This is a genomic window from Aminobacter sp. 01T433 (genome assembly GCF_056398585.1).
In genome coordinates, this window is sequence record NZ_JBFTPR010000021.1 from 39,027 (window position 1) to 61,897 (window position 22,871).

General features: G+C 61.7%; 22 protein-coding genes. 7 read left to right on the plus strand and 15 right to left on the minus strand.

Going from position 1 to position 22,871, the window contains the following annotated elements; genetic code table 11:
- The 6 genes from AC1DLV_RS26170 to AC1DLV_RS26195 all read right to left on the minus strand — a co-directional run bounded on the left by AC1DLV_RS26170 (nt 1) and on the right by AC1DLV_RS26195 (nt 5,881).
- Nucleotides 1-1,251 (minus strand): NAD(P)/FAD-dependent oxidoreductase, encoded by a 1,251-nt coding sequence (locus tag AC1DLV_RS26170; RefSeq protein ID WP_476802958.1) that lies wholly within the window; start codon nt 1,249-1,251, stop codon nt 1-3.
- Between the two features lie 7 nt (nt 1,252-1,258).
- Nucleotides 1,259-1,981 (minus strand): amino acid ABC transporter ATP-binding protein, encoded by a 723-nt coding sequence (locus AC1DLV_RS26175; RefSeq protein ID WP_476802959.1) that lies wholly within the window; start codon nt 1,979-1,981, stop codon nt 1,259-1,261.
- Nucleotides 1,974-2,627, minus strand: coding sequence for an amino acid ABC transporter permease (locus AC1DLV_RS26180; protein WP_476802960.1), 654 nt, complete (start codon nt 2,625-2,627; stop codon nt 1,974-1,976). The genes AC1DLV_RS26175 and AC1DLV_RS26180 overlap by 8 nt, the downstream gene beginning before the upstream one ends.
- A 12-nt stretch (nt 2,628-2,639) precedes the next feature.
- Nucleotides 2,640-3,305, minus strand: coding sequence for an amino acid ABC transporter permease (locus AC1DLV_RS26185; protein ID WP_476802961.1), 666 nt, complete (start codon nt 3,303-3,305; stop codon nt 2,640-2,642).
- Nucleotides 3,306-3,373: 68 nt separating this feature from the next.
- Nucleotides 3,374-4,180, minus strand: a complete 807-nt coding sequence (locus AC1DLV_RS26190; protein ID WP_476802962.1) for an ABC transporter substrate-binding protein — start codon at nt 4,178-4,180, stop codon at nt 3,374-3,376.
- A gap of 183 nt (nt 4,181-4,363) precedes the next feature.
- Nucleotides 4,364-5,881: an aldehyde dehydrogenase (NADP(+)) gene (locus AC1DLV_RS26195; protein ID WP_476802963.1), complete on the minus strand. Its 1,518-nt coding sequence runs from the start codon at nt 5,879-5,881 to the stop codon at nt 4,364-4,366.
- A gap of 149 nt (nt 5,882-6,030) precedes the next feature.
- On the opposite strand from AC1DLV_RS26195, the gene AC1DLV_RS26200 reads away from it, so the two are divergent.
- Nucleotides 6,031-7,068: an Ldh family oxidoreductase gene (locus AC1DLV_RS26200; protein ID WP_476802964.1), complete on the plus strand. Its 1,038-nt coding sequence runs from the start codon at nt 6,031-6,033 to the stop codon at nt 7,066-7,068.
- A gap of 101 nt (nt 7,069-7,169) precedes the next feature.
- Here AC1DLV_RS26200 and AC1DLV_RS26205 read toward each other — a convergent pair whose 3' ends face one another.
- Both AC1DLV_RS26205 and AC1DLV_RS26210 read right to left on the minus strand, forming a co-directional pair.
- Nucleotides 7,170-8,132 (minus strand): dihydrodipicolinate synthase family protein, encoded by a 963-nt coding sequence (locus AC1DLV_RS26205; protein WP_476802965.1) that lies wholly within the window; start codon nt 8,130-8,132, stop codon nt 7,170-7,172.
- Nucleotides 8,133-8,254: 122 nt separating this feature from the next.
- Entirely contained in the window at nt 8,255-8,959 is a 705-nt protein-coding gene (locus tag AC1DLV_RS26210) for a GntR family transcriptional regulator (protein WP_476802966.1), read from the minus strand.
- A 700-nt stretch (nt 8,960-9,659) separates the two neighbouring features.
- Between AC1DLV_RS26210 and ppk2 the strand changes: the two genes are divergently transcribed.
- Nucleotides 9,660-10,706, plus strand: coding sequence for a polyphosphate kinase 2 (ppk2, locus tag AC1DLV_RS26215; RefSeq protein ID WP_476802967.1), 1,047 nt, complete (start codon nt 9,660-9,662; stop codon nt 10,704-10,706).
- Between the two features lie 30 nt (nt 10,707-10,736).
- On the opposite strand, the gene AC1DLV_RS26220 is transcribed toward ppk2, so the two are convergent.
- Together AC1DLV_RS26220 and AC1DLV_RS26225 are read right to left on the minus strand one after the other, a co-directional pair.
- Nucleotides 10,737-12,629, minus strand: a complete 1,893-nt coding sequence (locus tag AC1DLV_RS26220) for a bifunctional sugar phosphate isomerase/epimerase/4-hydroxyphenylpyruvate dioxygenase family protein (protein WP_476802968.1) — start codon at nt 12,627-12,629, stop codon at nt 10,737-10,739.
- A gap of 90 nt (nt 12,630-12,719) precedes the next feature.
- Entirely contained in the window at nt 12,720-13,394 is a 675-nt protein-coding gene (locus AC1DLV_RS26225; RefSeq protein WP_476803008.1) for a TetR/AcrR family transcriptional regulator, read from the minus strand.
- Nucleotides 13,395-13,589: 195 nt separating this feature from the next.
- On the opposite strand from AC1DLV_RS26225, the gene AC1DLV_RS26230 reads away from it, so the two are divergent.
- The 5 genes from AC1DLV_RS26230 to AC1DLV_RS26250 all read left to right on the plus strand — a co-directional run bounded on the left by AC1DLV_RS26230 (nt 13,590) and on the right by AC1DLV_RS26250 (nt 17,926).
- Nucleotides 13,590-14,477, plus strand: coding sequence for a shikimate dehydrogenase (locus AC1DLV_RS26230; RefSeq protein ID WP_476802969.1), 888 nt, complete (start codon nt 13,590-13,592; stop codon nt 14,475-14,477).
- Between the two features lie 112 nt (nt 14,478-14,589).
- Entirely contained in the window at nt 14,590-15,576 is a 987-nt protein-coding gene (gene dctP / locus AC1DLV_RS26235; protein WP_476802970.1) for a TRAP transporter substrate-binding protein DctP, read from the plus strand.
- Nucleotides 15,577-15,656: 80 nt separating this feature from the next.
- Nucleotides 15,657-16,175: a TRAP transporter small permease gene (locus tag AC1DLV_RS26240; protein ID WP_476802971.1), complete on the plus strand. Its 519-nt coding sequence runs from the start codon at nt 15,657-15,659 to the stop codon at nt 16,173-16,175.
- The gene (locus AC1DLV_RS26245) at nt 16,172-17,473 is read left to right on the plus strand and encodes a TRAP transporter large permease (RefSeq protein ID WP_476802972.1); all 1,302 of its coding nucleotides are present in this window, start codon (nt 16,172-16,174) and stop codon (nt 17,471-17,473) included. The genes AC1DLV_RS26240 and AC1DLV_RS26245 overlap by 4 nt, the downstream gene beginning before the upstream one ends.
- Nucleotides 17,474-17,491: 18 nt before the next feature.
- Nucleotides 17,492-17,926 carry a type II 3-dehydroquinate dehydratase gene (locus AC1DLV_RS26250; protein ID WP_476802973.1) on the plus strand — a complete coding sequence of 145 codons (435 nt, stop codon included), beginning with the start codon at nt 17,492-17,494 and terminating at the stop codon, nt 17,924-17,926.
- Nucleotides 17,927-18,101: 175 nt separating this feature from the next.
- Here the strand turns inward: AC1DLV_RS26250 and AC1DLV_RS26255 are convergent, their stop codons facing one another.
- From AC1DLV_RS26255 to AC1DLV_RS26275, 5 genes are read right to left on the minus strand one after another with little or no spacing between them, the layout of a single operon-like run.
- Nucleotides 18,102-19,034: a DUF1684 domain-containing protein gene (locus AC1DLV_RS26255; protein WP_476802974.1), complete on the minus strand. Its 933-nt coding sequence runs from the start codon at nt 19,032-19,034 to the stop codon at nt 18,102-18,104.
- A 12-nt stretch (nt 19,035-19,046) separates the two neighbouring features.
- Entirely contained in the window at nt 19,047-20,369 is a 1,323-nt protein-coding gene (locus AC1DLV_RS26260) for an acyl-CoA thioesterase/BAAT N-terminal domain-containing protein (RefSeq protein ID WP_476802975.1), read from the minus strand.
- A 37-nt stretch (nt 20,370-20,406) separates the two neighbouring features.
- Nucleotides 20,407-21,321: an Ldh family oxidoreductase gene (locus AC1DLV_RS26265; RefSeq protein ID WP_476802976.1), complete on the minus strand. Its 915-nt coding sequence runs from the start codon at nt 21,319-21,321 to the stop codon at nt 20,407-20,409.
- Nucleotides 21,318-22,031: a GntR family transcriptional regulator gene (locus AC1DLV_RS26270; RefSeq protein ID WP_476802977.1), complete on the minus strand. Its 714-nt coding sequence runs from the start codon at nt 22,029-22,031 to the stop codon at nt 21,318-21,320. Before AC1DLV_RS26270 ends, AC1DLV_RS26265 begins: the two co-directional genes overlap by 4 nt.
- A 21-nt stretch (nt 22,032-22,052) precedes the next feature.
- Nucleotides 22,053-22,871, minus strand: a complete 819-nt coding sequence (locus AC1DLV_RS26275; RefSeq protein ID WP_476802978.1) for an ABC transporter permease — start codon at nt 22,869-22,871, stop codon at nt 22,053-22,055.

Below are 22,871 nucleotides of genomic sequence, written 5' to 3' on the forward strand. Positions count from 1 at the left end.
TCAGAATCTTTGAGGCGAGAAAGATGCAATGTCGATCGCGGGCGTCTTGCCGGTCAAGAGATCGGCGACGATTCGGGCTGTACCCGCCGATTGGGTCAGGCCAAGATGGCCGTGGCCGAATGCGTAGATGACCCGTTCGGTGGCGCGCGCCGCGCCGATGGCCGGCAGGCTGTCCGGCAACGACGGACGAAATCCCATCCACTGTACGCCGCCCCCTGGCTTGAGGCCCGGCAGGAAGGCCTGCGCTTTTTTCAGCATGGCTTCGGAGCGGCGGAAGTTCGGCGGCAGCTTCAGTCCACCAAGCTCTACAGCGCCGCCCACGCGGATGCCGGTCGACAGGCGGGTAATGACGAAGCCGTGACCGCCGAATGTGACCTGCGTGCGCACGTCGAAGGCATCAGACGGAAGCGTGGTGTTGTAGCCGCGCTCGGTCTCCAGCGGGATGCTCTCTCCGAGCGTCTTGGCGATCCGGTGCGAGAAGGCACCGGCGGAAAGCACCACCTTGCCTGCACGAAGGACGCTGCCGTCGGATGTCACGACCTCGACCCCGCCCTCGACTGGACGCAATGCGGTTACTTCGGCACGCTCGATGGCACCGCCTGACGTGAGGAAATGTTCGGCAAGTGCCAGCACATAGAGCCTGGGATCGGAAATCGAAAACCAGCCCGGCGTGAACGTGCCATGGGTGAAGCGCGTGGCGAGACCTGGCTGGATCTCGGCCATCTCTTTTGCGTTGAGGTGATGGAACTCGATCCCATGCTCCTCGCGCGCCTGCCAGCCCGGCAGCGACGCCTTGAGTTCACCCTCGCCTTCATAGACCTGGAGATTACCCTCCTTGCGCAGCATCGGTGCCGTGCCGGTCTGGCGCAGGAAGGGTTCAAGCTCGGCCTTGGACAGGTCCATCAAGGCCGTCTGGGCTGTGGTCGAATGTGCCACGTGCTTCGCCGAGCAGGCCCGCCAGAAGCGGAACATCCACGGTGCGATCTGGAAGGCATAGGCAGGTGGCACCGACAGCGGCCCAAGCGGGTCGAGCAGCCATTTCGGCGCCTTTTTCAGGATACCCGGTGATGCTAGCGGCAGGATATCGGTGAAGGCGAAGGCTCCGGCATTGCCAGTCGAGGCGCCAGCAGCCGGACCTTCGCGGTCCAGCACCGTGACGGACAGTCCCCGCCCCTGCGCGGCAATCGCCGCCGAAAGCCCGACGACCCCTGCCCCGATAACGATGACGTCGGCCTGCGCCTGCTCTTTCATCATGCCCTCAATGCGTTGCGGCCAGGAACTTCTTGGTCTCGGGGTGCTGAGGCGCATCGAACAGCTGCTCGGGCGATGCGATCTCGGCCATGACGCCCTGATGGAAGAAGGCAACGCGATCGGAAACCTCGCGCGCAAACTTCATCTCGTGCGTCACGCAGATCATCGTCATGCCTTCGGACGCCAGCATGCGCAGCGTGTCCAGCACCTCGCCCACCAGCATCGGATCGAGCGCCGAAGTCACCTCGTCAAACAGCATGTATGTGGGCGACATGGCTAGCGCACGCGCAATCGCCATGCGCTGCTGCTGGCCGCCCGACATGCGGTTCGGATAGACCGAAAGCTTCTCGGCGAGGCCGACATGGGTCAGCTGCTTGACCGCGATCTCTTCTGCTTTTTCCTTGGGCAGGCCAAGCACCTTGCGCGGCGCGAGCATCACATTTTCGAGCACGGTCAGGTGTGGGAAGGCGTTCCATTGCTGGAAGACGATGCCCACCTTCTGGCGCAGCTTGTTGAGGTCGGTGCCCTTGGCATGGACGTCGGTGCCGTCGATCACCACCCGGCCGGCAGCGATCGGCTCCAAGCCGTTGATGCAGGTAAGCAGCGTCGACTTGCCCGAACCGGAACCGCCGATGATGGTAACCACCTCGCCCTTCTTGACGGTGAGGTCGATGCCCTTGAGGACTTCCAGCTGGCCGAAGGATTTGCGGACGTTTTCGATCTCAATCATTGGGGGACCACCGTTTCTCGAGATACCCGCCAAGTCGGGCGATGGGAAGGCTGATGATGAAGTAGATGGCGCCGCAGATCAGCAGGATGAATAGCGGCTCCTGCAGACGGGTGACGAGGATCTGCGAGGCGCGCAGCAGCTCGATCAGCCCAAGCCAGAGCACCAGCGCCGAATCCTTCATCACGCCGAGCGTCAGCCCGATCCAGGAAGGAAGCGAAACGCGAATGGCGAGCGGCGCCACGATATAGCGCATGTCCTGCGACCAGCTCATGCCGAGCGAGCGGGCGGCACGGCGGGTGGTCCCAGGCACCGATTCAATGCCGCCGCGCACAATCTCGGTGCAATAGGCGGCCGTATAGAGCGACAGCACCACGCAGGAGGTCGTGAACGGGGCCCAACCCAGTTTCATGATGGCCTGCAGGGCATTGCCGAGCACCAGCTGGATCAGCAAGGGTACCGAGCGGAATACGTCGAGGACGAAGGTCAGCGGTGCGGCCCAGTAAGGGCCGAGCTGGAAGCGGATGACGCCAAAGAGGACACCAAGCACAGTGCCGGCGGCGACAGAGACGGCGGTGACGGCAAGCGTCATCCCCGCGCCCTGCGCAAGGAAGGCGAGGTCACCCCAGGTGAGGGCAGTGTTGAACATCTCTTGCCTCTCTCAGTAGCGGAACATGCGCGAGGCAAATGCCCGGGCGGCCAGAGTCACCGCCTTGGCGATGACGTAGTAGATCACCGCGGCGATCGCGAAGAACTCAAAGGTTCTGAAAGAGAGGGCATTCAGCGCCTGCGTGACGCCCGCCAGGTCGGTGCTCATGCCGACTGTGACGCCAAGCGAAGTCATCAGGATTGCCCATACCATCTGGTTGGTAGCGGGCAGGAAGGCGATACGCAGCATCTGCGGTAGCACGATCAACCGGAAAGCCTGCAACGAGGTCATGCCAAGGGAACGCCCGGCACGGGCCTGGGTGTCAGGGATCGCCTTCAGCGCACCCCGAAAATTCTCGGCCAGATAGCCCGCATTGTTGAAGGCGATGCCGACCAGGAGCGCGACGAACGGGCTCAGGTGGATGCCGAAATTGCCGAGGCCGAAATGGGCCATGTAGATCTGGAACAGTGCCGGCGTATTGCGCGCCACTTCGACCCAAGCCGTGGCGAAGCCGCCGAGGATACGATTGCCCGACAGGCGGAAAAGGGTCAGGCAAAGCGCAATAGCCATGCCAATGACCATCGACAGGAGCGCGATCTGCAGCGTGACCAGCGCGCCATCGAGCATCTGCGGCAATGCCTTGAACGCCTGGTTCCAATGGAAGGTGTAGTGGAACATTACCGTCTCGCACTGAGAGGGAAAACGGCGCGAGGTGATTGCCTCGCGCCGCCAGAGAAACGGTCAGATCAACGGTAGACGTTGTTCACCGCAAGGGAGGGCACTTCGCCGCCCACCCATTTTCCGTAGAGTTCGGCATACCGGCCGGTGCGGACCTGCTGGTTGATGAACAGGTTGAGGTAGTTGATGAGGCCGTATTCCTCGCGATTGGTGAAGAGAGCCACATAGTCAATATCGAACGGCGCCTTGCCGACCACCGCGATGCCGGGGAACTTGCCGGTCTTCACATTGGCCTGGGCAACGGTCGAGGTCGAGACGGTGGCGTCGAGCTGGCCCTGGCTCAGAGCCAGGAACACGTCGGCCTGCGTCTGGTAGGGACGGAACTCGCCTGCACCCCATTCCTTGACCTGCTTTTCCAGAGCGATGGCCTCGTAGGTGCCGGCAGTAGCGCCCACGACCTTGCCCTTCATGTCTTCGAACGACTTGATGCCGGTCTTGTCGTTGGCGGTAACAGCCATTTCGAAGGCGAAGTAGGGGATCGTCATGCCGACGGTCTTGGCGCGCTCCAGCGTGTCCGAGGTCGAGGCGACGCCCACGTCGACGCGGCCCGACATCAGCGCAGGGATGCGCTCGGGGAACGGCGTCTCGACGATTTCGGCAGTGACGCCGAGCGCCTTGGCCAGGTCGTTGCAGTAATCCACGTCGAAGCCGATCGGATTGTTGTTCTCGTCGCGCGCGCCCATTGGCGGGAAATCGAGCACGACAGCGCAGCGCAGCGTACCTGCCGCGATGATGTCGTCCAACTTGTCGGCCTGAGCCTGGCTGGTCAGTACGGTGGCGGCCATGAGGCCGAAGGCGAGGACCGAGGTCTTCATTATTACACTCTCTCCCTGAGTAGGTTCGTCAGATGACGCCGGCGCACTATTTCGCGTCAGAGAGCGTAAATCAAATCAAAAATACAAGGCGTATACAAAAAGTATATGAGTGCGGCATTTCGGCGCGGCAGCGGGCAGGCCTTCCCGGCGGAAAGCCCCGCCCGCGTCTGTGAGCGCGCTGGATCAGCCCTGGAAGTCCTCGGGCAGCAGGCCTTCCGGCATGTTCTGGTAGGAAACCGGGCGCAGGAAGCGGCGGATCGACATGGTGCCGACGCTGGTGGCACCGAAATTGGTCGAGGCCGGATACGGCCCGCCATGCACCATGGAATCAACCACTTCGACCCCGGTTGGGAAGCCATTGACCAGCACCCGCCCAGCCTTGCGCTCAAGCACCGGGAGCAAGCGGCGAGCGGCTTCGAGGTCACCAGCATCCATGTGGATGGTCGCGGTCAGCTGGCCGTCGAAGCGGCGCGCTATCTGCTCCATCTCGTCGAGCGAGTCGACCCGGACCACCAGCCCGAGCGGCCCGAAGACCTCCTCGCCCAGAAGATGGTCGGCGACGAACTGCGCGCCCGTGGTCTCGAACAGGTTGGGCGTAGCGCTGCGGCCCGACGATTCGGTCATAAGCAGCGGCTTGACAGTGTTGCGCGTGGCAAAGCGCGCCGTGCCTTCATGATAGGCCTTGGCAATGCCGTCGGTCAGCATGGTCTGCGGGCCGACCTTGGCGAGCGCTTCGGTCGCAGCACTTGTAAAACGGTCGGCGTCAGAACCATCGATCACCACAGCAATGCCGGGGTTTGTGCAAAACTGGCCGGCACCCATGGCCAGCGAACCTGCCCAACCCTGGCCCAGCGCCTCGGCCCGCGCCTTCAGCGCCTCGGGCATCATCATCATCGGGTTGACCGAGCCGAGTTCGCCGAAGAACGGGATCGGCTCCGGCCGCCCTGCACACAGATCAAACAGCGCGCGTCCACCGGCGAGCGAACCGGTGAAGCCCACCGCCTTGATCAGCGGGTGCTGGACCAGAGCGTGACCGACCTCGCGGCTGCCGCCCTGGATCAACGCAAAAACCCCTGGGTGAACACCGGTCTTGCGGATAGCGGCTTCAATGGCCTGTGCGATGATTTCGCCCGTGCCGGGATGCGCTGAGTGGCCCTTCACCACGACAGGGCAGCCGGCGGCAAGTGCTGCCGCCGTGTCACCGCCAGCGGTCGAGAAGGCGAGCGGGAAGTTCGAGGCACCGAACACAGCCACCGGTCCCACTGGCCGCTGGATAAGCCGGATCTCCGGGCGCGGTGCGGGCTGGCGATCGGGAAGAGGCGCGTCCAGGCGACGGTCGAGATAATCACCCTTTTCGATATGGTCGGCGAACAGCCTGAGCTGACCGGTCGTGCGACCGCGTTCGCCCTGAAGGCGCGCTTCCGGCAGGCCGGTTTCCTGACTGCCGATCTCGGTGATCGCATCGGCGCGGGCTTCGATCTCGTCGGCAATGGCGCGCAGGAAGGCGGCGCGATCAGAGCGTGTCGAGTAGCCGTAACTCCAGAAGGCTTCCTCGGCGGCTTCGCAGGCACGGTTGACCAGATGCACCGAGCCGGCAGCGAACTGATGCACCGGGCCGTGCGCTGGAGAGCTTTCGAAGGTGCCGACACCGTCGAGCCATTCGCCCGCAACGAGGTGTTTTCCTTTGGGGGTAAAGGCCATACGAGGTTCCTTTCTGATGATCACGCGCGGGATCGGCGACGATCGGCACGCAGTCGATTTGCACTTGTCGAGTATTTGTATACTCTATGTATGCACAATTTCAACCGCCACGACCGCCCATCGGGCGCGACTTCGATGAGAGAGACAATATGAGTGAGACCACCGCCCTGCCGATCAGCGCGCTGCACGAACGCGTCGAGGCAATCTTCCGCAAGGCAGGGCTGAACGCCGTCCAGTCGGGCGCCCTCGCCCGCGTGATCGTCGCTGGCGAGCGCGACGCCTGCAAGTCGCACGGCATTTACCGTATCGAAGGCACCCTGCGTACGGTGAAAGCTGGCAAGGTCAGGCCGGACGCCGTGCCGGAACTGTTGCTTCAGGAAGGTTCAGCCATCGTCAGGGTCAACGCCAAGAGCGGCTTTGCCAACCCGGCCTTCGAGCTTGGCCTACCGGCGCTCACTGAGCGCGCCCGTTCGTTTGGCCTCGCGGCCCTCGTCATCAACGACTGCACCCATTTCTCCGCCCTCTGGCCCGAGGTCGAGGCCATCACCGAACAAGGTCTTGCCGGTCTCGTCATGTGCCCCAGCTACGCATCGGTGGCGCCCGCCGGTGGCAACAAGCCACTGCTCGGAACCAACCCTTTTGCCTTCGGCTGGCCGCGCGAGGATAAGCCACCCTACGTCTTCGACTTTGCCACTTCGGTCGCCGCGCGCGGCGAGATCGAGTTGCACCGCCGTGCCGGAAAGCCGTTGCCGGAGGGCTGGGCCATCGATGCTGAGGGCAACCCGACCACCGACCCGGCGGCAGCACTCGCCGGCGCCATGCTGCCCTTCGGCGGGCACAAGGGCTCGGCCATCGGCACGATGATCGAGCTGCTCGCCGGCATCATGATCGGCGACCTGACCAGCCCGGAAGTGCTGGAATATCTCGGCACAACCACACTCGCCCCGCCGCATGGCGAACTCATTCTGGCCTTTTCGCCGCAAGCTTTCTCCGCCGGCCGTCCCGGCAATCCCTTCGCCAGGGCGGAGACGCTGTTTGAGGCGATCGCCGGCCAAGGTGCCCGCCTGCCCTCGCAGCGCCGCTATATCGCGCGCGCCAAATCCAAGACCGAAGGCATCGTGCTCACCGCCGCCGAGATCGAGCAACTCGACCGCCTTCTCGCACAAGGACTCGACGCCGTTTCATAGGAAACGGCCATTCAAGGGCGAGATGCGCCGCCAAGCCTCACCTCAAATAGAAAGGCCCTCCCGATCGCTCGGGAGGGCCTTTTCGTTTCCAGGGGTATAGGTCAGCCCTTGTACTTTTCGACCGCGCCGGGGAGCTTGCTCCACTCGCCGTACCAGCTGTTGAACAGCTTGAACTGCGCCTCGCAGTAGCCGCGCTGGCTGTCGGTCAGTGCATCGGTCTCGTTGAAGTGGAGCGTGTACTCCTTGTCGCCCTTCATCACCATCATGTGCTTGAAATAGAGGACGAGATCGGCGCCTTCGTCGAAGGACGACAGCACGGCCAACGCCTGCTCCAGCTCCAGCGCGCGCTGGCGGGCATCAACGTCACCGGTGGCTGCTGCCTGCGACAGGTTGCAGAGGTGGATCACTTCCTTCGGCAGCACGTTGCCGATGCCCGTGATGGCACCGGTCGCGCCGCAGTTGACGAAGCCGTGGAAGACGGCGGTGTCGACGCCGATCATCAGGGAAACGCCGTCATCGCGGCTGGTGATGTGCTCGGCGGCATAGCGCATGTCGGCATTGCCGCCGAATTCCTTGAAGCCGACGAGGTTCTTGTGCTCGGCGCGCAGCGCGAAGAACAGGTCGGCGCGGGTGGCGAAGCCATAGTAAGGGCTGTTGTAGATGACTGCGGGCAGATCCGCAGCCGCCGACAGAATTGCGCTGAAATGCGCCTTCTGGGCGGTGAGCGAAGAACCACGCGAAAGCACGCGGGGGATGACCATGAGGCCCTGTGCGCCGACCTTCTGGGCGTGCGCCGCGTGGGCCACCGCCGAGGCGCTGTTGATGCCGCCGGTGCCGACGATGACAGGAATACCCGCCTTCACCAGGCGTTCCACGCCCTCCATGCGCTGGGCGTCCGTCAGTAGCGGCCAGTCACCCATGGAGCCGCAATAGACGACCGCCGACATGCCCTGCGCGATCAGCTCCTTGCCCTTGCGGACGAGCGCGTCGAAGTCAGGGGTGCGATCCGCCTTGCAAGGGGTCATCAGTGCGGGAATTACGCCGGTGAAAATCTTCGCCTTCATCTCAAACTCCTCTGGGGCTGTGATATCGGCACGACCGCCACGCCAAAACGGCGCCGTTTCCGTGCCCTCGCCATCGATTATACGCTTTGCATTTTATTTGTCGACAAGAATTCGAATGAAACTCACAACGCCACTTCGAGCCTCTCATTGCGGGTGAAAAGCTTCTGGATCTGGTCCACGATCTGCTCGGCATGCGCCTTGGCCAGCCGGTCGGCGGCCTCGACGTCACGCGCGGCAATGACTGCGATCATGTCTTCATGCTCGTCGACGAAGCGCTGCGGCAGCCGGTCGTCGTAGGACTGGTAATAGAGCCTGAGGATGCGTCGCCCCTCGTCGAGCAGCCGGTTGAACAGGCTGGAGAAATAGGGATTGCGCCCCGCTTCCGAGATCGCCTGGTGCAGAGCTGCGTTGGTGGCGATCATGGCGAGTGCGTCCTGCGCCTGCACGGCGGCGGCAAACTCGGCCTGGTGGGCGCGAATGATCTTGAGGTCGTCGGCGCGGTGATGTTGGGCCGCCAGCCGTGTCGTCACGCGGTACATCAGCACCAGCGCGTCGAAATAGGTGTGCATATTAAGGAAGTCGATGTTCGACACCATTGTCGAGCGGTTGGGCAGCGTAGCGATCAGCCCCTCACCCGCCAGCCGCACTAGCGCCTCACGGATCGGCGTGCGCGACATCTTGAAACGCTCGGCCAGTTGCACCTCGTCGATCGGGCTGCCTGGCAGCAGGACCAGATCAAGGATCTCGTCGCGTAGGAGGTCGTAGACGACCTTTACGCCCGAGCCTCGCTTGCGTTCGGGAATGGAATTGGTTTCGGTATTGGTCATCTGGAATCCTTTTGTCGACAAGAGAAATACTTCTCCCTGCCGTGTGGATCAACAGTGATATGGCTTGGATGTTGGCCTCGAGGGTAATCGCGTGTGCGCGAAAGCATCCACCGCTGAGGAAGTCCAGCGGCGCCGATTGAGCTTGTGCCGATGCGAGATGCTTGGCTTTTCATACCAAAGAAGAGGTCCAGCACCCGTAGATGCCGGACCTCTTCCTCTAGACTACCGAGCAAGCCCCAACTCGAGTCTGATTGACCACCCAATCCCCCGGGTAGCCAACAAAAAGACAATAGGAAAATAATTCAGATATGTCCACAAACCAATTGAAACTGATTCATATTCCTGTACAATTCGATTGCTAGCTGATGCTTCGCACCCCGCCACCACCCCCCGCGGGGCATTGTTTAGCACCCTTTGGAGGGGCAAGCCTGGATCGCCCCAGGCTTGCTCCCCTTTCAGTTTCTTGAGCAACTCACCGCTTTCATCCCAACGAGCGCTAGTTCTATTGCCGCCCTGGGGGATATCGCCACAGGGTCCACGACGGCGGCTCTCACGAAGATTTCACCAGCGCGATGCCATCATGGCCAGCCCGAACGCGAACTGCGAGCGGACCCACACCTCCGTTGATCCAGATCAACTCCATACCTGATGGTTGCGATAACCTTCTTCAATCATCGTGAAAACGGAGAAGGTGCGCATTATGGTCGAAACAACAGCTCCCAGCTCGGATGAGACATTGATCGCACGCACACAGCTGGGCGTGGACGACGTCAATCCGACCGCTTCAAGTCAAGACCAGCCCCTGGCAGCAGAAACAGCGACCAGCCATGTCGATGCGGCTCCAGCACCATCGTTGAACGAACACCACATCGACATTCCTTCACTTCGGAGGAATCCCGAAGCCATACGTCACACCTTTGAAACGGGCGAGTACCCGTATCGCGTAGGACTGAGCAACAAGCTCTATCTGGAGCAGATGGGCCGCCTTCAGGTCGAACTCCTCAAGGCCCAAAGTTGGGCCAAGGAGACCGGCCAGAAGATTGTTGTCCTGTTTGAAGGACGCGATGCTGCTGGGAAAGGCGGCACGATCAAGCGATATATGGAACACCTCAATCCGCGCGCTGCCAAGGTCGTGGCGCTTGAAAAGCCAACCGAACGCGAAAGAACGCAATGGTTTTTTCAGCGCTACCTTCAGCATCTTCCAGCAGCAGGCGAGATCGTGTTTTTCGACCGCTCCTGGTACAACCGCGCTGGCGTTGAGCGGGTGATGGGGTTTTGTTCACCGAATGAATATCTCGAATTCATGCGCGAATGCCCTGAGCTCGAAAGGATGATCGTTCGCTCCGGCGTACGGCTGTTCAAATACTGGTTTTCGGTCACCAGAAATGAACAGGCGCGCCGCTTCACCGAGCGGGAGACGGATCCGTTGAAGCAATGGAAACTGTCACCGATCGATAAGGCATCCCTCAGCAAGTGGGACGAATACACTGAAGCGAAGGAGGCCATGTTCTTTTTCACCGACACGGCCGACGCCCCTTGGACCATCATCAAATCCGATGACAAGAAGCGGGCGCGATTGAACTGTATGCGGCATTTCCTGAACGCGTTGCCCTATCACGGCGATGGCCCACGCACCGTGGAAGCCCACGATCCACTCATCGTAGGTGCCAGCGCCCACGTCATCGGACGCGACGGGACGATCCTCGGCAAGACGCTTCACCCAGAAAATCGCCGCACCGCCCGCTGAGTTTCGGCCGGCGGATCCATTGTGATTGGATCACTGGCGCGGCATGCCCTTCGGGCGCATATTCCGTTTTTGGGCAGCGAGGCGGAACGGAGCGTTAGGGGCACCATATCCCTTGTAGCCGCCGCGCCGTTCAACAATCTCGATGATGAAGCCTTCGCCCCAGGTCGGCGCGTAAAGCTGGAAATATTCGCCGTGGTCGTCGCGATCGTAGAGCATGTTGTGTTCGCGCAGCTTGTCGGCCAGTTCCGGCTCAAGGCCGAAACGTGCCTCCACATCGTCATAATAGTTGGGCGAAATCTGCAGCGGTTCGAAGCCCCGCGCCTTCAAGGCGACAGCGGTTTCGAAGAGGTCGTCGCAGGCAAAGGCAAGATGCTGCACGTTCGAACCGAAACTTTCGGCGATGAAGTGGCCGGCAAGGGTGCGCCGGTTCTCGGCACCGTTGAGCGTCAGCCGAAGCGAACCGTCGTCGTTTTCGATCGCTTGGCTGCGGACGATTCCGGAAGGGTCGATCACGTCGACCAGAAGCGCTTTGCGCGTCTGGAAGATCGATGTGTAGAACAGTAGCCAGGTCAGCATTTCGCCGTAGTCCATCGTCTGTCCGACATGATCGATGCGGGTCAGCCCCGTCGATGCCAGCGTCGGCGCGATGTCCGATGAGCGGAATTCAATCTCCCAGACTTGCGACAGCCGGGATTTGTCGTCGATGAAGTAGAGCAAACTGCCGCCGACGCCGCGAATAGCCGGAATGTGAAGCTCGCCTAAACCGACAGGCTGTTCAAATGGATCGACACCCAGCTGGCGCGCACGGTCCACTGTCGCCTGAGCATCCTCCACCTTGAGCCCGATGGCGCAGACGGAGGTGCCATGCACCAGGAAAGACGAATGGGCGAAGCCTTCCCGCTCGGTGTTGACCACGACATTGATATCGCCCTGACGATAGAGCGCTACGTCCTTGGAGACGTGGCGGCGAGCCTTGCTGAAGCCGAGGCAATTCAGAAAGCGGTCGAGTTCGACGGCACCTGCCTGATCGGCGGCGAATTCGACAAACTCGACGCCGTATGTGGCGATGCGATCCGGCATCTCGGGCATCGAGACCTGCAATGCGGGTTCGGCGCGCCGTACCTGATCCATCAGATTGACCAAGGAACGGCGTCCATCGAGAGCGATAGATTTAGCCACCCCGCCCCGGAATGCGTCGTTGAAAATTTCGAGCGAGAGGAAGCCGTCGTAGCCGGTGGCCGAAACGGCTTGCATGAATTCGCGCACCGGCATGTCGCCTTCGCCCGGCATGTTGCGGAAATGGCGGCTCCAGTAGAGCAGGTCCATGTCGATCGCCGGCGCGTCGGCGAGTTGGACGATGAAGATCTTGTCCTTGGGGATCGACCGTATCGAGGAGACATCGATCCGGCGCGCCAGCGTATGGAAAGAATCCAGGATCAGACCGATGTTGGGATGGTCGGCTCGGCGCACAATCTCCCAGGCATCGCGGTGGTCGTTGACGTGTCGGCCCCAAGCGAGTGCTTCATAACCAACACGCAGGCCACGTTTGGCGGCACGTTCGCCAAGCTCGCGAAAATCGGCCGCTGCGCGGTCGATGCCGCCCAGGGACACCGGCGACACGCTGGAGCAGACCAGCATAAGGTCGGTGCCAAGCTCATGCATGACGTCGAACTTGCGTTCGGCGCGGTCGAAAGCGCGGCTGCGTTGCGGTTCGGGCAGGCCCTCGAAATCGCGGAACGGCTGGAACAAGGTGATGGCAAGACCAGCGTCTCGCGCCATCTTGCCGGCGTCGGCTGGCGAGCCGTCAAAGGCGAGGAAGTCATTTTCGAATATCTCGATGCCGTCAAAGCCGGCTGCGGCAATGGCCGCCAGCTTCTGGGCAAAATCGCCGCTGATCGAGACCGTCGCGATCGAAGTTTTCACCTGATCCTCCCGTATGCGCACAATGTACGAACTAGTTCGTTTATAATATGCGCATGCGCAAGGGGTATCAAGCTGTGTCTATTTGCGCGCTCAGGCCGCTTCGCGCATCACGAAGCGAACCACCATATCGACGGAATTGCGCCTGAGCCGCGCCAATTGATCTTCGGTGCCAAAGTCGCGACCGAAGATCTTGGAGAAGGTCGCCCGGTTGGAGACGTTGAAGAAGCACAGCGCACTGACCTGCCAATGCAGTTCGACCGGGTCGATGCCCTCTCGAAACACACCGTCCGACACGCCACGTGCATAGATGCGTGCAATATGGTCGATGGCCGTCACATTCAATTCGCGAATGGCTTCTGAGCGTTCCAGAAACTGGCCGTGGTGGATATTTTCGATCATCACCATGCGAATGAATTCTTCATGCTGGTGGTGATGGTCGAACGTGAATTCGACTAGCCGCGACAGCGCCTCGACAGGGGAAAGGCCTTCTATGTCGAGCTTGGCTTCGCCCTCGCGCACCAGACGATAGGCGTTTTCCAGCGCGCTGAGATACAGGCCTTCCTTGTCGCCGAAATAGTAATAGATCATGCGCTTGCTGGAGCGGGTGCGCGCAGCAATTTCGTCGATGCGGGCGCCTGAAAGCCCGTTCAGCGCAAACTCTTCCGAGGCGATTTCCAGAATATTTTGCCGGGTGCCCTCGGGATCCTGGGTGCGCGTCGTTGAACCCTTTGCTTTGCGCCGGCCCTTGGGCTTGTCCGCCTTCATTTCACTGTCCATCACGCCCCTCGGTTCTGGTCGTTGACTAAACTAACCAGTTCGTACATTGTGCATCAAATCAGGCGCAGCCATTTACCGGCCAAGCCCGAACAAAAACAAGAGCAGCGTCCAGCGCTGCCTGACCGCATCACTCACGCGGCGAGGGAACAAAGGTTGCAGTATTCGGACGGATCGTTCGTTGACATGCTCGGGCGCCTCTTGGCGAAGCCCGAAGCCGCGAACGCAGTTGTGCCTGGCGCGGTGCTGATCGGGTTGGCCGGACGCGGAATCCAGATGTCCCGCTCGCCCATCATGCATGAGCGCGAAGGCGCGCGCCTTGGCATCAGCTACAACTACGTGCTGATCGATTTCGACCGACTTGGCCTGCCCGACAGCGCGTTGGGGAGCATCATCGCCGCAACCGAGCAGATGGGTTTTGCCGGGCTGAACATCACACACCCGTTCAAGCAGAGCGTGATCCAGCATTTGGGTTGGTTGGCACCCGAGGCATCGGCGATCGGTGCCGTCAACACGGTGGTTTTCTCCGGTGGCGCGCGAAAAGGGCACAACACCGACGCATGGGGCTTTGCCGAAAGTTTCCGCGAGGGGATGATAGGTTGCTCGCTTAGCCGCGTGGTGCAGTTTGGTGCCGGGGGTGCGGGTGCGGCCGTTGCCTATGCGCTCATTGAGCTCGGTGTCCGTGAGTTGCACATCGTCGATAGCGACGGTGAACGAGCGCGACAGCTGGCACAGCGGATGACAGCACGCTTTGGCAAGCAGGTTATGGCAAAGACCGATGTGGCCGTTACGGTCAATGCCGCCGTTGGCATCGTCAACACGACACCGGTTGGAATGTCCAAATATCCCGGCGTGCCCTTCCCGTCCGGCTTTCTGCGACCCGATCAGTGGGTCGCCGAAATCATATACTTCCCGGAGGAAACGGAACTATTGAGAAAGGCCAAGGCGCTGGGCTGCCGCGCACTCGGGGGAACGGGCATGGCTGTTTACCAGGCGGTTCGCGCCTTCGAACTATTCACCGGCATTGCACCCGACCGCGCGGCCATGGCCGGCCATTTCGAGGCTGTGTCATGATTTGCCGGCCAAAATCGGATGCGCTGTTCAAGGCGCCGGAGGGGACGGTCGAAAAGATCAATGCGCTCTGACGGCGCTTGAGCAACGGAATGGATTTCAAGGGAGGAAAACCATGACACTGAATGCCACACGCAGACAATTTCTGATCGGAACAGCGCTTGCCGCGACAACCATGGCATGGCCCGCGTTTGCACAAGACAAGCCGAAGCTGCGCTTTTCGGCGGTATTTTCGGAGCAAGACATCCGCGCCGACATGATGAAGATGTTCGCCGATGCCACCAAGGATGGCTTCGTCTTCGAGGGCTACTACGGCGGCAACCTGTTCAAGCAGGGCACCGAACTCGTGGCGCTGCAACGCGACAACTTGGAGATGGGCAACATCGCACCGCAGGACATCGCCAAGCAGGTGCCTGCCTGGTCGATCGTTACCGCCGCCTACCTGTTCCGTGACGCTGCCCACCTCAAGACCTTCTTTGCCAGCGATCTTGGAGCGGAACTGAAGAAGATGGCCTCCGACCAGCTCGGCATCCATGTTCTTGGCCCAACCTATTTCGGCGCACGCCAGGTTGGCCTCAAGCCCGAAAAGAAGATCACCACGCCCGCTGACCTGGCAGGCGTGAAGCTGCGCATGCCCGGCGGCGACGCATGGCAGTTCCTGGGCTCGGCACTCGGTGCCAACCCGACGGCCATGGCCTATGCCGAGGTTTACACCGGCCTGCAGACTGGAGCGATCGATGGCCAGGACAATCCGCTACCCAACGTCGAGAACATGAAGTTCTACGAAGTCATGTCGCAGATCGTCCTGACGTCGCATCTCGTCGGCTTCGACTTGCTGGTGGTGTCGAACAAGGTCTGGAACGCGCTGAGCCCAGAGCAGCAGGCGAAGTTCCAGGCCGCAGCGGATGCTGCAATCGACTTCAGCACTGAAAAGCACCTCGCCCGCGAGAAGGAACTGGTCGAACAGTTCAAGGCCAAGGGGCTGAATATCTACGAGCCCGATGTCGCCGCGTTCCGCAAGTTCGCACAGGACAAGTACCTGGCTTCGGACATGGCCAAAGACTGGCCGCAGGGCATGGTCGAAAAGATCAACGCGCTGTAGTCCTCCGACGGGCGACGGGCAGTGATGCCCGCCGCCCGTCGCCCTGTCTCCGAAAAAATCGGCCCAAGCGGGAGGATCCCTTGCCCCCTTCATATCGCAGCCTCGGCGGCTGGCTCTATCGTCGTGGCGAAAACGTGCTGGCCGCAATGCTGGTCGCCATGTTCGCGGCGTTCCTGCTCCAGATCATCTTCCGTTACCTGCTCAACCTGCCGATCGGCTGGACCAACGAGCTCAGCGTCGTGTTGTGGATATGGCTGGTGCTGTGGGGCGCGGCCTTCGTCGTGCGCGAGGAAGAAGAGATCCGCTTCGACCTATTCTACGCCGCGGCAACCCCGCGCGTCCGCCGCATCATGTTCTTGATCGCAGCGTTCTCGCTCCTCGTGCTTTACGCCATCTCGCTGCCAGCTGTGCTCGACTACGTGCTGTTCATGAAAGTCGAAAAGACAGCCTATCTCAAGATCCGTATCGACTGGCTGTTTTCGATCTACATCATCTTCGTCATTGCCGTCATCGCCCGTTACCTCTGGCTGTCCTGGCAAGCCGTGTTCGGCAAGGCGCCGCAAGAGTTCGACCCCACCAAGGCAGGATCGGGCGTATGAACCTCGCTAGTCCATTTTCCCTTTCCGTTGTTGCGATCACCGTTCTAGCGTTCCTTGGATTGCCCATTGGCCATTCGATGATCGCCGGGTCGATCCTCTACCTGCTGCTCGCGGGGCTCGATATGGGCACGGCTGCCGAGCAGCTCCTAAACGGCATGTACTCCAACTACATCATCCTTGCCGTGCCGCTGTTCATCCTGGCTGCCGAGTTGATGAACATCGGCTCGATGACCGAACGCTTGCTGCGCTTTTGCGATGCCATCGTTGGCCGCTTCCGCGGCGGCCTCGCGCACGTGAACATCGTCCAGAGCATCATCTTCGCTGGCATGTCGGGTTCGGCCATCGCCGATGCCGCCGGCACCGGCAAGATGATGCAGATGATGATGACCAAGGACGGTAAATACACGCCGAGCTACGCCGCAGCGCTGACAGCGGTGACGGCCGTGATCGGCCCGATCATTCCGCCCTCGATCCCAATGGTGATCTACGCGCTCGTCTCCGATGCCTCCATCGGCTACCTGTTCCTCGGCGGCATGATCCCAGGCCTCTTGATGGCGGCATCGCAGATGGGCATCGTCGCCTACCAGGCGAAGCGCCACAACTTCCCTGTAGAAGCGCCGACGCCGCTGCGCGAACTGCCGGGCATCACTTGGCGGGCGTTTCCGTCGCTGATGATGCCAGTCGTGCTTCTGGGCGGCATCTATTCTGGCATCACGACGCCGACCGAGGCCGCAGCGGTGGCCGCCGCCTATGCCCTGCTCATTTCCGTCGTTCTCTATCGCTCCGTCAGCTTCGTCGATTTCTACCGCTCGGTGCTGGCAAGTGCGCGCACCAGCGCTTCGATCGGCATGCTGATTGCCGGCGCTCTGGTGTTCAACTACGTGGTGACGGTCGAAAACATCCCGGACTCGCTGAAGGTCATCTTCACCAGCTGGGATCTGTCGCCGACAGGCTTCCTGATCCTTGTCAACATCCTACTGCTGCTACTTGGCTGCGTGCTTGAAGGCACCACTATCCTGCTCGTCATCGTTCCAGTGCTGATCCCGACAGCCCAGGCGCTCGGCATCGACATGGTGCATTTCGGCGTGATGGTCGTGGTCAACATCATGCTCGGCCTGGTGACCCCACCCTACGGCCTGCTGCTGTTCATCATGACGCGCATCGCCGAGGTGCCACTAAAGGACATCGTGCGCGATGTGCTGCCGTTCCTGTGGGCAATGATCGCGTCGCTGGCGCTGATCACTTTCTTCCCCTCACTCGTACTGTGGTTGCCCCGGCTGCTCGGCTACCAGGGCTGACCCTAGATGGAGACCAAAATGCCTAGACCGATCTTTGTCATTAACGGTCCGAACCTCAACCGTCTCGGCAAGCGTGAGCCCGAAATCTACGGAACCACCACGCTTGAAGAGGTGGAGGCCATGTGCCGCAAGGCGGCCGGGGCGCGGCCGCTGCGCTTTCATCAGTCGAACTTCGAAGGCGAGATCATCAACTGGATCCACGAGGCGATCGACGAGAGGGCGGGCGTCATCATCAACCCCGCCGCCTTTACTTTCACCTCTATTGCCATTCTCGACGCGCTGAAGATGTGTACAGGCCCTATCATTGAGCTGCACATCTCCAATATCCACCGGCGCGAGGCCTACTATCACAATTCCTTCGTATCGAAGATCGCGACCGCGGTGATCGCTGGCCTTGGGCCTAACGGCTATCCAACAGCAGTGGGCGCCATGTCCGAGCTACTGGGCTCTTGACGTTTTCACCGACCGAACGGGCAGCCGACGCCGAAGAAATCGAATCCCCTGCCTCGGGCTACCTGGCGCGATCTCTTTGCAGTGGCAGGAACTCCCGTAAAACCACTTATGACGGCCGCAACGGGCGGGTGTCCATCAGTTCTTGATGAACACCTCGAGTGAGCCGCGATGCGCGTCAGGAAGCGCCGTCTGTTCTGGTTTGGTAGGTCATTGTCCTCGCCACATCCTGCGAGGGGCGCTTCTCGCCTGCGAGCACCTCGAAATCGAGCTGGTTCTCACGAGGAACCAGCGGACAGGTGACGAAGTTCGTGAAGGCGCATGGCAGCGCGACCGCGTAGTTGAAATCGATCCAGTCAATGCGGGTGTTCGTATCATCGGCGAACTGCAGCTCGATGACGCGCCCGGCGCCGTAGGTGACGGGGCCGCTGGTCTTGTCGCGCACATGTGCCACCGGCTGGACACCTGTTGCCGTGTCCTTGCCAATCAGCTCGATGCTGTAGCTCTTGCCGTTGTGCTCGAAGGCAAAGGTGCCGATGCGCGGCGTCGATTCGCGCACGCCAGCTTCCACGGTCTCTGCCTCGTACTCGGTGTGCGCGGTCGGCGTGTAGACGCCGCGGATACGCCAGGCCGGGTCGTAGTCAAAAGCGGTGACACCAGCCTGCTCCACAGACGTCGCCACCCTGGGGTCGCGCACGCGCACGCCGTAGAGGGATTGGCCATCATTCTTACTGCGCAAGATCGCCTCGACCTCGTTCACGCCGAAGTAGACCGGCTCACTCTTGCCGTGGCCGTAGGTCTGGTTGCGGCCGGGGATGATTTCGACCGGCCCCGTGGGATACGTGCCATCAACCGAAAGCGTCGGCCCTGAGACGGGCGGGGTGAACATGACCTTGCCACCTTCGACCGACCAGGTGCCGGGAAGCAGGTCGAAACTGACGTCCTTGTCATCTGCTTCTAGCCAATACTGGGCAACCAGCGAAGTCCAGCCATATGGGCGAAACATCTTGGCGACATGAGCGTAGCGCCACTCGCGCCACTGGCCTTCTAGATGCTCTCTTGTGGGCATGTTCGTCTCCCTTTCGAAGAATTCAGCTGTCTGCTTGCGCATGAGGGTTCCGGCTCAGTCTTGACCGGCGGAGCCGGTGACCTCTCCCAGGAAGGCGAGCATGCCGCGCCAGGAACCGTCGTCGGCTCTGGAGTTGCCGGAGGGCGTGCCGCCGTTGGTGTAGGGTACCTTCGAGACCGGGTGCAGGCGGCTCAGCTGCGTCGACGGCACGATCGGCAGGTTGATGGCGTGCCCGGCATCATCGAAGTCGAGATGGCGGACCAAGTGAGGATGGTCGTGCTGGCCGAGCGTCGATACAACCATGCGCGAATAGAGGCTGGACGGCCAGGCGCGGTCATCTCGCCCCGAGATCAGCAGCACCGGACCTGCGATGTTTTCGACCGGAATGCGCGCGCGCGCCACAAGCGCCGTGTCTTTTAGCCCCTCGAAGAAGACAGAGTGGTGCCGGCTGGGCGGAGCGTCGCCGGCCCAAGGGTGCCAATGCACGGCACTGTTGTCTTGCCACAGATGCGGCAGGGGAATTCCGTCCCGGGTCCAAGTAGTACCTTGCCAGCCGCCACGCGTCGGATCGCCCGCACCCTGTGCGCCATGGACCACGGCACCGGGCACGAATGCGATCACCGCGGAGACCAGGTCCGGGAAGGTGGCGCCAAGCAGGAGCGCGAGTTCGCCGCCGCGCGACTGGCCACTGACCGCAACGAAGCCGTCTTTTGGCTGGAGTTCCCGGCGTGCCCAGCGCAGGCCGGTCTCGAGATATTCGAGTGGAGTCTCGGTGATGAATGGCGACAGGCCCGGCGCCTTGAAATAGCCGAGCGCAAAGGCCAGGTAGCCACGGGATGCAAGCAAAGCGGCGCGCGGTTCGTTGATGCCGCCACCGGAGCCGTTAAGCACCACCACGACAGGATGAGGACCCGGCCCGACCGGCGTGAACAGCGTACCCACCAGGCCGTCCTCGCGGATTTCCTGCCGCTCCACACCTGGTGCGGCAAAACCCTGGTAGAGCTTGGACTCGGCCTGGGCGCCATCGGCGGTTTCGGCCGTCAACATCGTCTGCAGGGGCTGCATGACATCGTCGGCAAAGAGTTCAGCGCTCGCGATGTCGACCGGCTGCTCGCTCCAGATCAGGCCCATTGCCGAGACTTCCGCATAATCACCGCCGACGGGAGCGTCACGGGTCAGATCGACCACGCCCTGCGCGTCGGCCATGAAGGTCGCCTGGCTCATCCATGCCACGCCACGCGCTCGCTCAGTGCGGGCGGAGATGGCGACAAGTTCGTCGGGAGCAAGACCGGAGACGACAATTCGGCGCGGCTCGTCGATGAGGCCATCGACAGGCTCGACTGAAAGGACAGGCGCGGAAACTGGCTTTGTCGTCATCTGGATCATAAACTCTGTAGGTAAGTGGCCGGCGCGATCATCGGGCGGCCCGGCTGGTCATGTGGCGGAGATAGGCGTCGAGACGCCGTGCGAAATCACCATCCAGTACGGCTTCTGACGACAGACTGCCGCCGCGTGGCCAGTGACCACCGCCATCCGTCCAATCACTCTTCAACCCGGCAAGTTTTGCTTGCCAGTCGATGCGGTCTTCAGCCCGTGCTGGATCGAAAGCGAGGATGAACACGCCCCGCCCCTTCGGATCCCCTCTGCCACCGCCGGCGACGCCTGCCATGAGCTCGACCACGAGCCCGAGAAGCGAACCAATCTGACCGCCGCGCGGCAGCAGAGCCGCAACCTCGGCAGCGATACTGGTCGGCTGTCCTTCGCCGTCCAGTGCGATCCCTTCAGGCAATGGTGCGCCGGAAGCACGAGCATTGCGTATATCCGCCATGGTAGCGCTGCCGGTGGCAACGTCGATGACGACGCGGTTCGAGCCCTGCCCCATGGCAAGCGCCAGCGGGTTGGTGCCGATCACCGGACGATTGCCGCCATGCGCGGCGACGAAAGGCGGGCCTTCGGCGCCGGCGATGCCCAGGAGGCCGGCATCAGCGAGATGGCGAACGAAGGGGGCAAGCCGGCCAAAGCCCCTGACACCGCGCAGGAAGACGGCAGCGACGCCGAATTGCCGGGCGGTGTCGGCCAAGCCGAGCGTGGCGCTGGCGACCGCGAGCGGCGCAAAGCAGCAGGAGCAGTCGAGCCAGGCAATGGCCTGCGAGCCCTCGCCCCTAGGCACTGGGGCAGCATCGGCGGTCCATTCATCGAGCATGGCGATGCCAAAGCGCGGCAAGCCAAGCGCATCAGCCTCGACCAAAGCCGAAGCCGCGAGCTTCGCTGCGCGGCTGCCGCCAAGGGCGGCCGACAGCCCGTCTTGCGCATCAGAGATCGCAATCATTTGCCCGGGCTCCGCGCAGTGCTGCCAAGCCGGATCTCGCTTTCCGACAGGTAGCCCAACGTCATCAGGCGCTCGATCAGGAATTCCCGGCTGTGCTTGATATGAGCGAACTCGATTGCGGCGGCCTTCTCGCCGTCGCCAGCTTCGATTGCATCGACGAGTGCTGTGTGCTCGTCGGAATGCTCGCCGGTCTTGACCGTGAAATCGATGGCGAAACGCAAGAGGCGTTCGAGCTCGTCAAACAGGCTCTCCGAAAGAGCAACGACGCGCTTGTTGCGACTGCAGCGGGCGATGGCAAGGTGAAAGCGGCGTGCAACCTGTTGCATGGTGCCGATATCCATCGGCGCGTCGTATTCCCTGACGATCTGGCGCAGCAGAGCTATTTCGGCGGGCGTGGCGTAGCGTGCCGCCTGCCGAGCTGCATGCGGTCCGATCGCAGCGCGCATATCGAGAATATCGTGCACGGCCTGGAACGTGATAGGGGCGACGCGATAGCCGCTGCGCGGCAGGATCGTGACCAGCCCGTCGGCGGCGAGCTTCTGCATGGCATCGCGCACCGGCGTCTTCGAGACCTCGTACTGGCTGGCAATGGAAGCTGCATCCAGCGTCGTCCCAGGCACGATCTCGCAGCGCATGATCTCCTGGCGAAGCGCCAGGTAGATACGCTCCGAAACAGGTGCATGGGAGGTTGGGTCAGCATCGATGGTCATGAGCTTGTGCTCCTCAGCCCCTCAATGCTTCGCCCAGGGCACGAAACGCCGCTCCAGCGCCTCAAGCGCAAGGATGGTGAGATAGCCCATGGCCGAGATCGCCACGATGCCGACGAACATGCGCGACACCGCAAACGTCTGCCATGATGCCCAAATGAAGAAGCCGACGCCGCTACGCGCGCCAAGGAACTCGGCGGCAGCGATGATGATGTAGGACGAACCGGCTGCGAGCTTCAGCCCGGTGAAGATGCTCGGCAGCGCTGCCGGGAAAGCAATGCGCCGAAAAACCTGCAGCCTGGTCGCGCCGGCATTCTTGGCGACGTCCATGTAGATCTGAGGCGTCTGCATCACCCCACCCATGGTGTTGTAAAACATCAGGAAGAACACACCGATGGCGATGACGACGAACTTCGACGCATCGCCAACGCCGAAGATCAGCAGGATCAGCGGCAAAATGGCGATTTTCGGCACAGGATAGAGCGCCGCGAAAATCGGTCCGAGCATCCGGCGGGCCGGTCGCGACAGGCCGAGGATCAGCCCCATGATGATACCGGGCACGGCCCCCATGACATAACCGATGCCGACGCGACGCAGCGTAGCCCCGATATGGTCGAACAGTTCGAAGCTTACGATCATGCGCCAGGCGGTGCCTGCAATCGCGCTCGGCGCCGGGAAGAAGCGCCGGTCAATCAGATTGAACTGGCTGCACAGTTCCCACAACAACAGCAGCAGCAGCAGCGGGCTGAAATAGGACGCGATGCGGTAGATCCGTTCGCGGCGCGCCGGCGCCTTCAGCCGGCGCCATTGTTCTTCCGTCAGCGTCAAGGGAGTGGCGCTCAT

What these genes read in the sequence shown, in the direction of transcription:
- AC1DLV_RS26170 (WP_476802958.1), bottom strand. Translation starts at nt 1,251, where the DNA reads ATGAAAGAGCAGGCGCAGGCCGACGTCATCGTTATCGGGGCAGGGGTC.
- AC1DLV_RS26175 (WP_476802959.1), bottom strand. Translation starts at nt 1,981, where the DNA reads ATGATTGAGATCGAAAACGTCCGCAAATCCTTCGGCCAGCTGGAAGTC.
- AC1DLV_RS26180 (WP_476802960.1), bottom strand. Translation starts at nt 2,627, where the DNA reads ATGTTCAACACTGCCCTCACCTGGGGTGACCTCGCCTTCCTTGCGCAG.
- AC1DLV_RS26185 (WP_476802961.1), bottom strand. Translation starts at nt 3,305, where the DNA reads ATGTTCCACTACACCTTCCATTGGAACCAGGCGTTCAAGGCATTGCCG.
- AC1DLV_RS26190 (WP_476802962.1), bottom strand. Translation starts at nt 4,180, where the DNA reads ATGAAGACCTCGGTCCTCGCCTTCGGCCTCATGGCCGCCACCGTACTG.
- AC1DLV_RS26195 (WP_476802963.1), bottom strand. Translation starts at nt 5,881, where the DNA reads ATGGCCTTTACCCCCAAAGGAAAACACCTCGTTGCGGGCGAATGGCTC.
- AC1DLV_RS26200 (WP_476802964.1), top strand. Translation starts at nt 6,031, where the DNA reads ATGAGTGAGACCACCGCCCTGCCGATCAGCGCGCTGCACGAACGCGTC.
- AC1DLV_RS26205 (WP_476802965.1), bottom strand. Translation starts at nt 8,132, where the DNA reads ATGAAGGCGAAGATTTTCACCGGCGTAATTCCCGCACTGATGACCCCT.
- AC1DLV_RS26210 (WP_476802966.1), bottom strand. Translation starts at nt 8,959, where the DNA reads ATGACCAATACCGAAACCAATTCCATTCCCGAACGCAAGCGAGGCTCG.
- ppk2 (WP_476802967.1), top strand. Translation starts at nt 9,660, where the DNA reads ATGGTCGAAACAACAGCTCCCAGCTCGGATGAGACATTGATCGCACGC.
- AC1DLV_RS26225 (WP_476803008.1), bottom strand. Translation starts at nt 13,394, where the DNA reads ATGAAGGCGGACAAGCCCAAGGGCCGGCGCAAAGCAAAGGGTTCAACG.
- AC1DLV_RS26230 (WP_476802969.1), top strand. Translation starts at nt 13,590, where the DNA reads ATGCTCGGGCGCCTCTTGGCGAAGCCCGAAGCCGCGAACGCAGTTGTG.
- dctP (WP_476802970.1), top strand. Translation starts at nt 14,590, where the DNA reads ATGACACTGAATGCCACACGCAGACAATTTCTGATCGGAACAGCGCTT.
- AC1DLV_RS26245 (WP_476802972.1), top strand. Translation starts at nt 16,172, where the DNA reads ATGAACCTCGCTAGTCCATTTTCCCTTTCCGTTGTTGCGATCACCGTT.
- AC1DLV_RS26250 (WP_476802973.1), top strand. Translation starts at nt 17,492, where the DNA reads ATGCCTAGACCGATCTTTGTCATTAACGGTCCGAACCTCAACCGTCTC.
- AC1DLV_RS26255 (WP_476802974.1), bottom strand. Translation starts at nt 19,034, where the DNA reads ATGCGCAAGCAGACAGCTGAATTCTTCGAAAGGGAGACGAACATGCCC.
- AC1DLV_RS26260 (WP_476802975.1), bottom strand. Translation starts at nt 20,369, where the DNA reads ATGACGACAAAGCCAGTTTCCGCGCCTGTCCTTTCAGTCGAGCCTGTC.
- AC1DLV_RS26265 (WP_476802976.1), bottom strand. Translation starts at nt 21,321, where the DNA reads ATGATTGCGATCTCTGATGCGCAAGACGGGCTGTCGGCCGCCCTTGGC.
- AC1DLV_RS26270 (WP_476802977.1), bottom strand. Translation starts at nt 22,031, where the DNA reads ATGACCATCGATGCTGACCCAACCTCCCATGCACCTGTTTCGGAGCGT.
- AC1DLV_RS26275 (WP_476802978.1), bottom strand. Translation starts at nt 22,871, where the DNA reads ATGAGCGCCACTCCCTTGACGCTGACGGAAGAACAATGGCGCCGGCTG.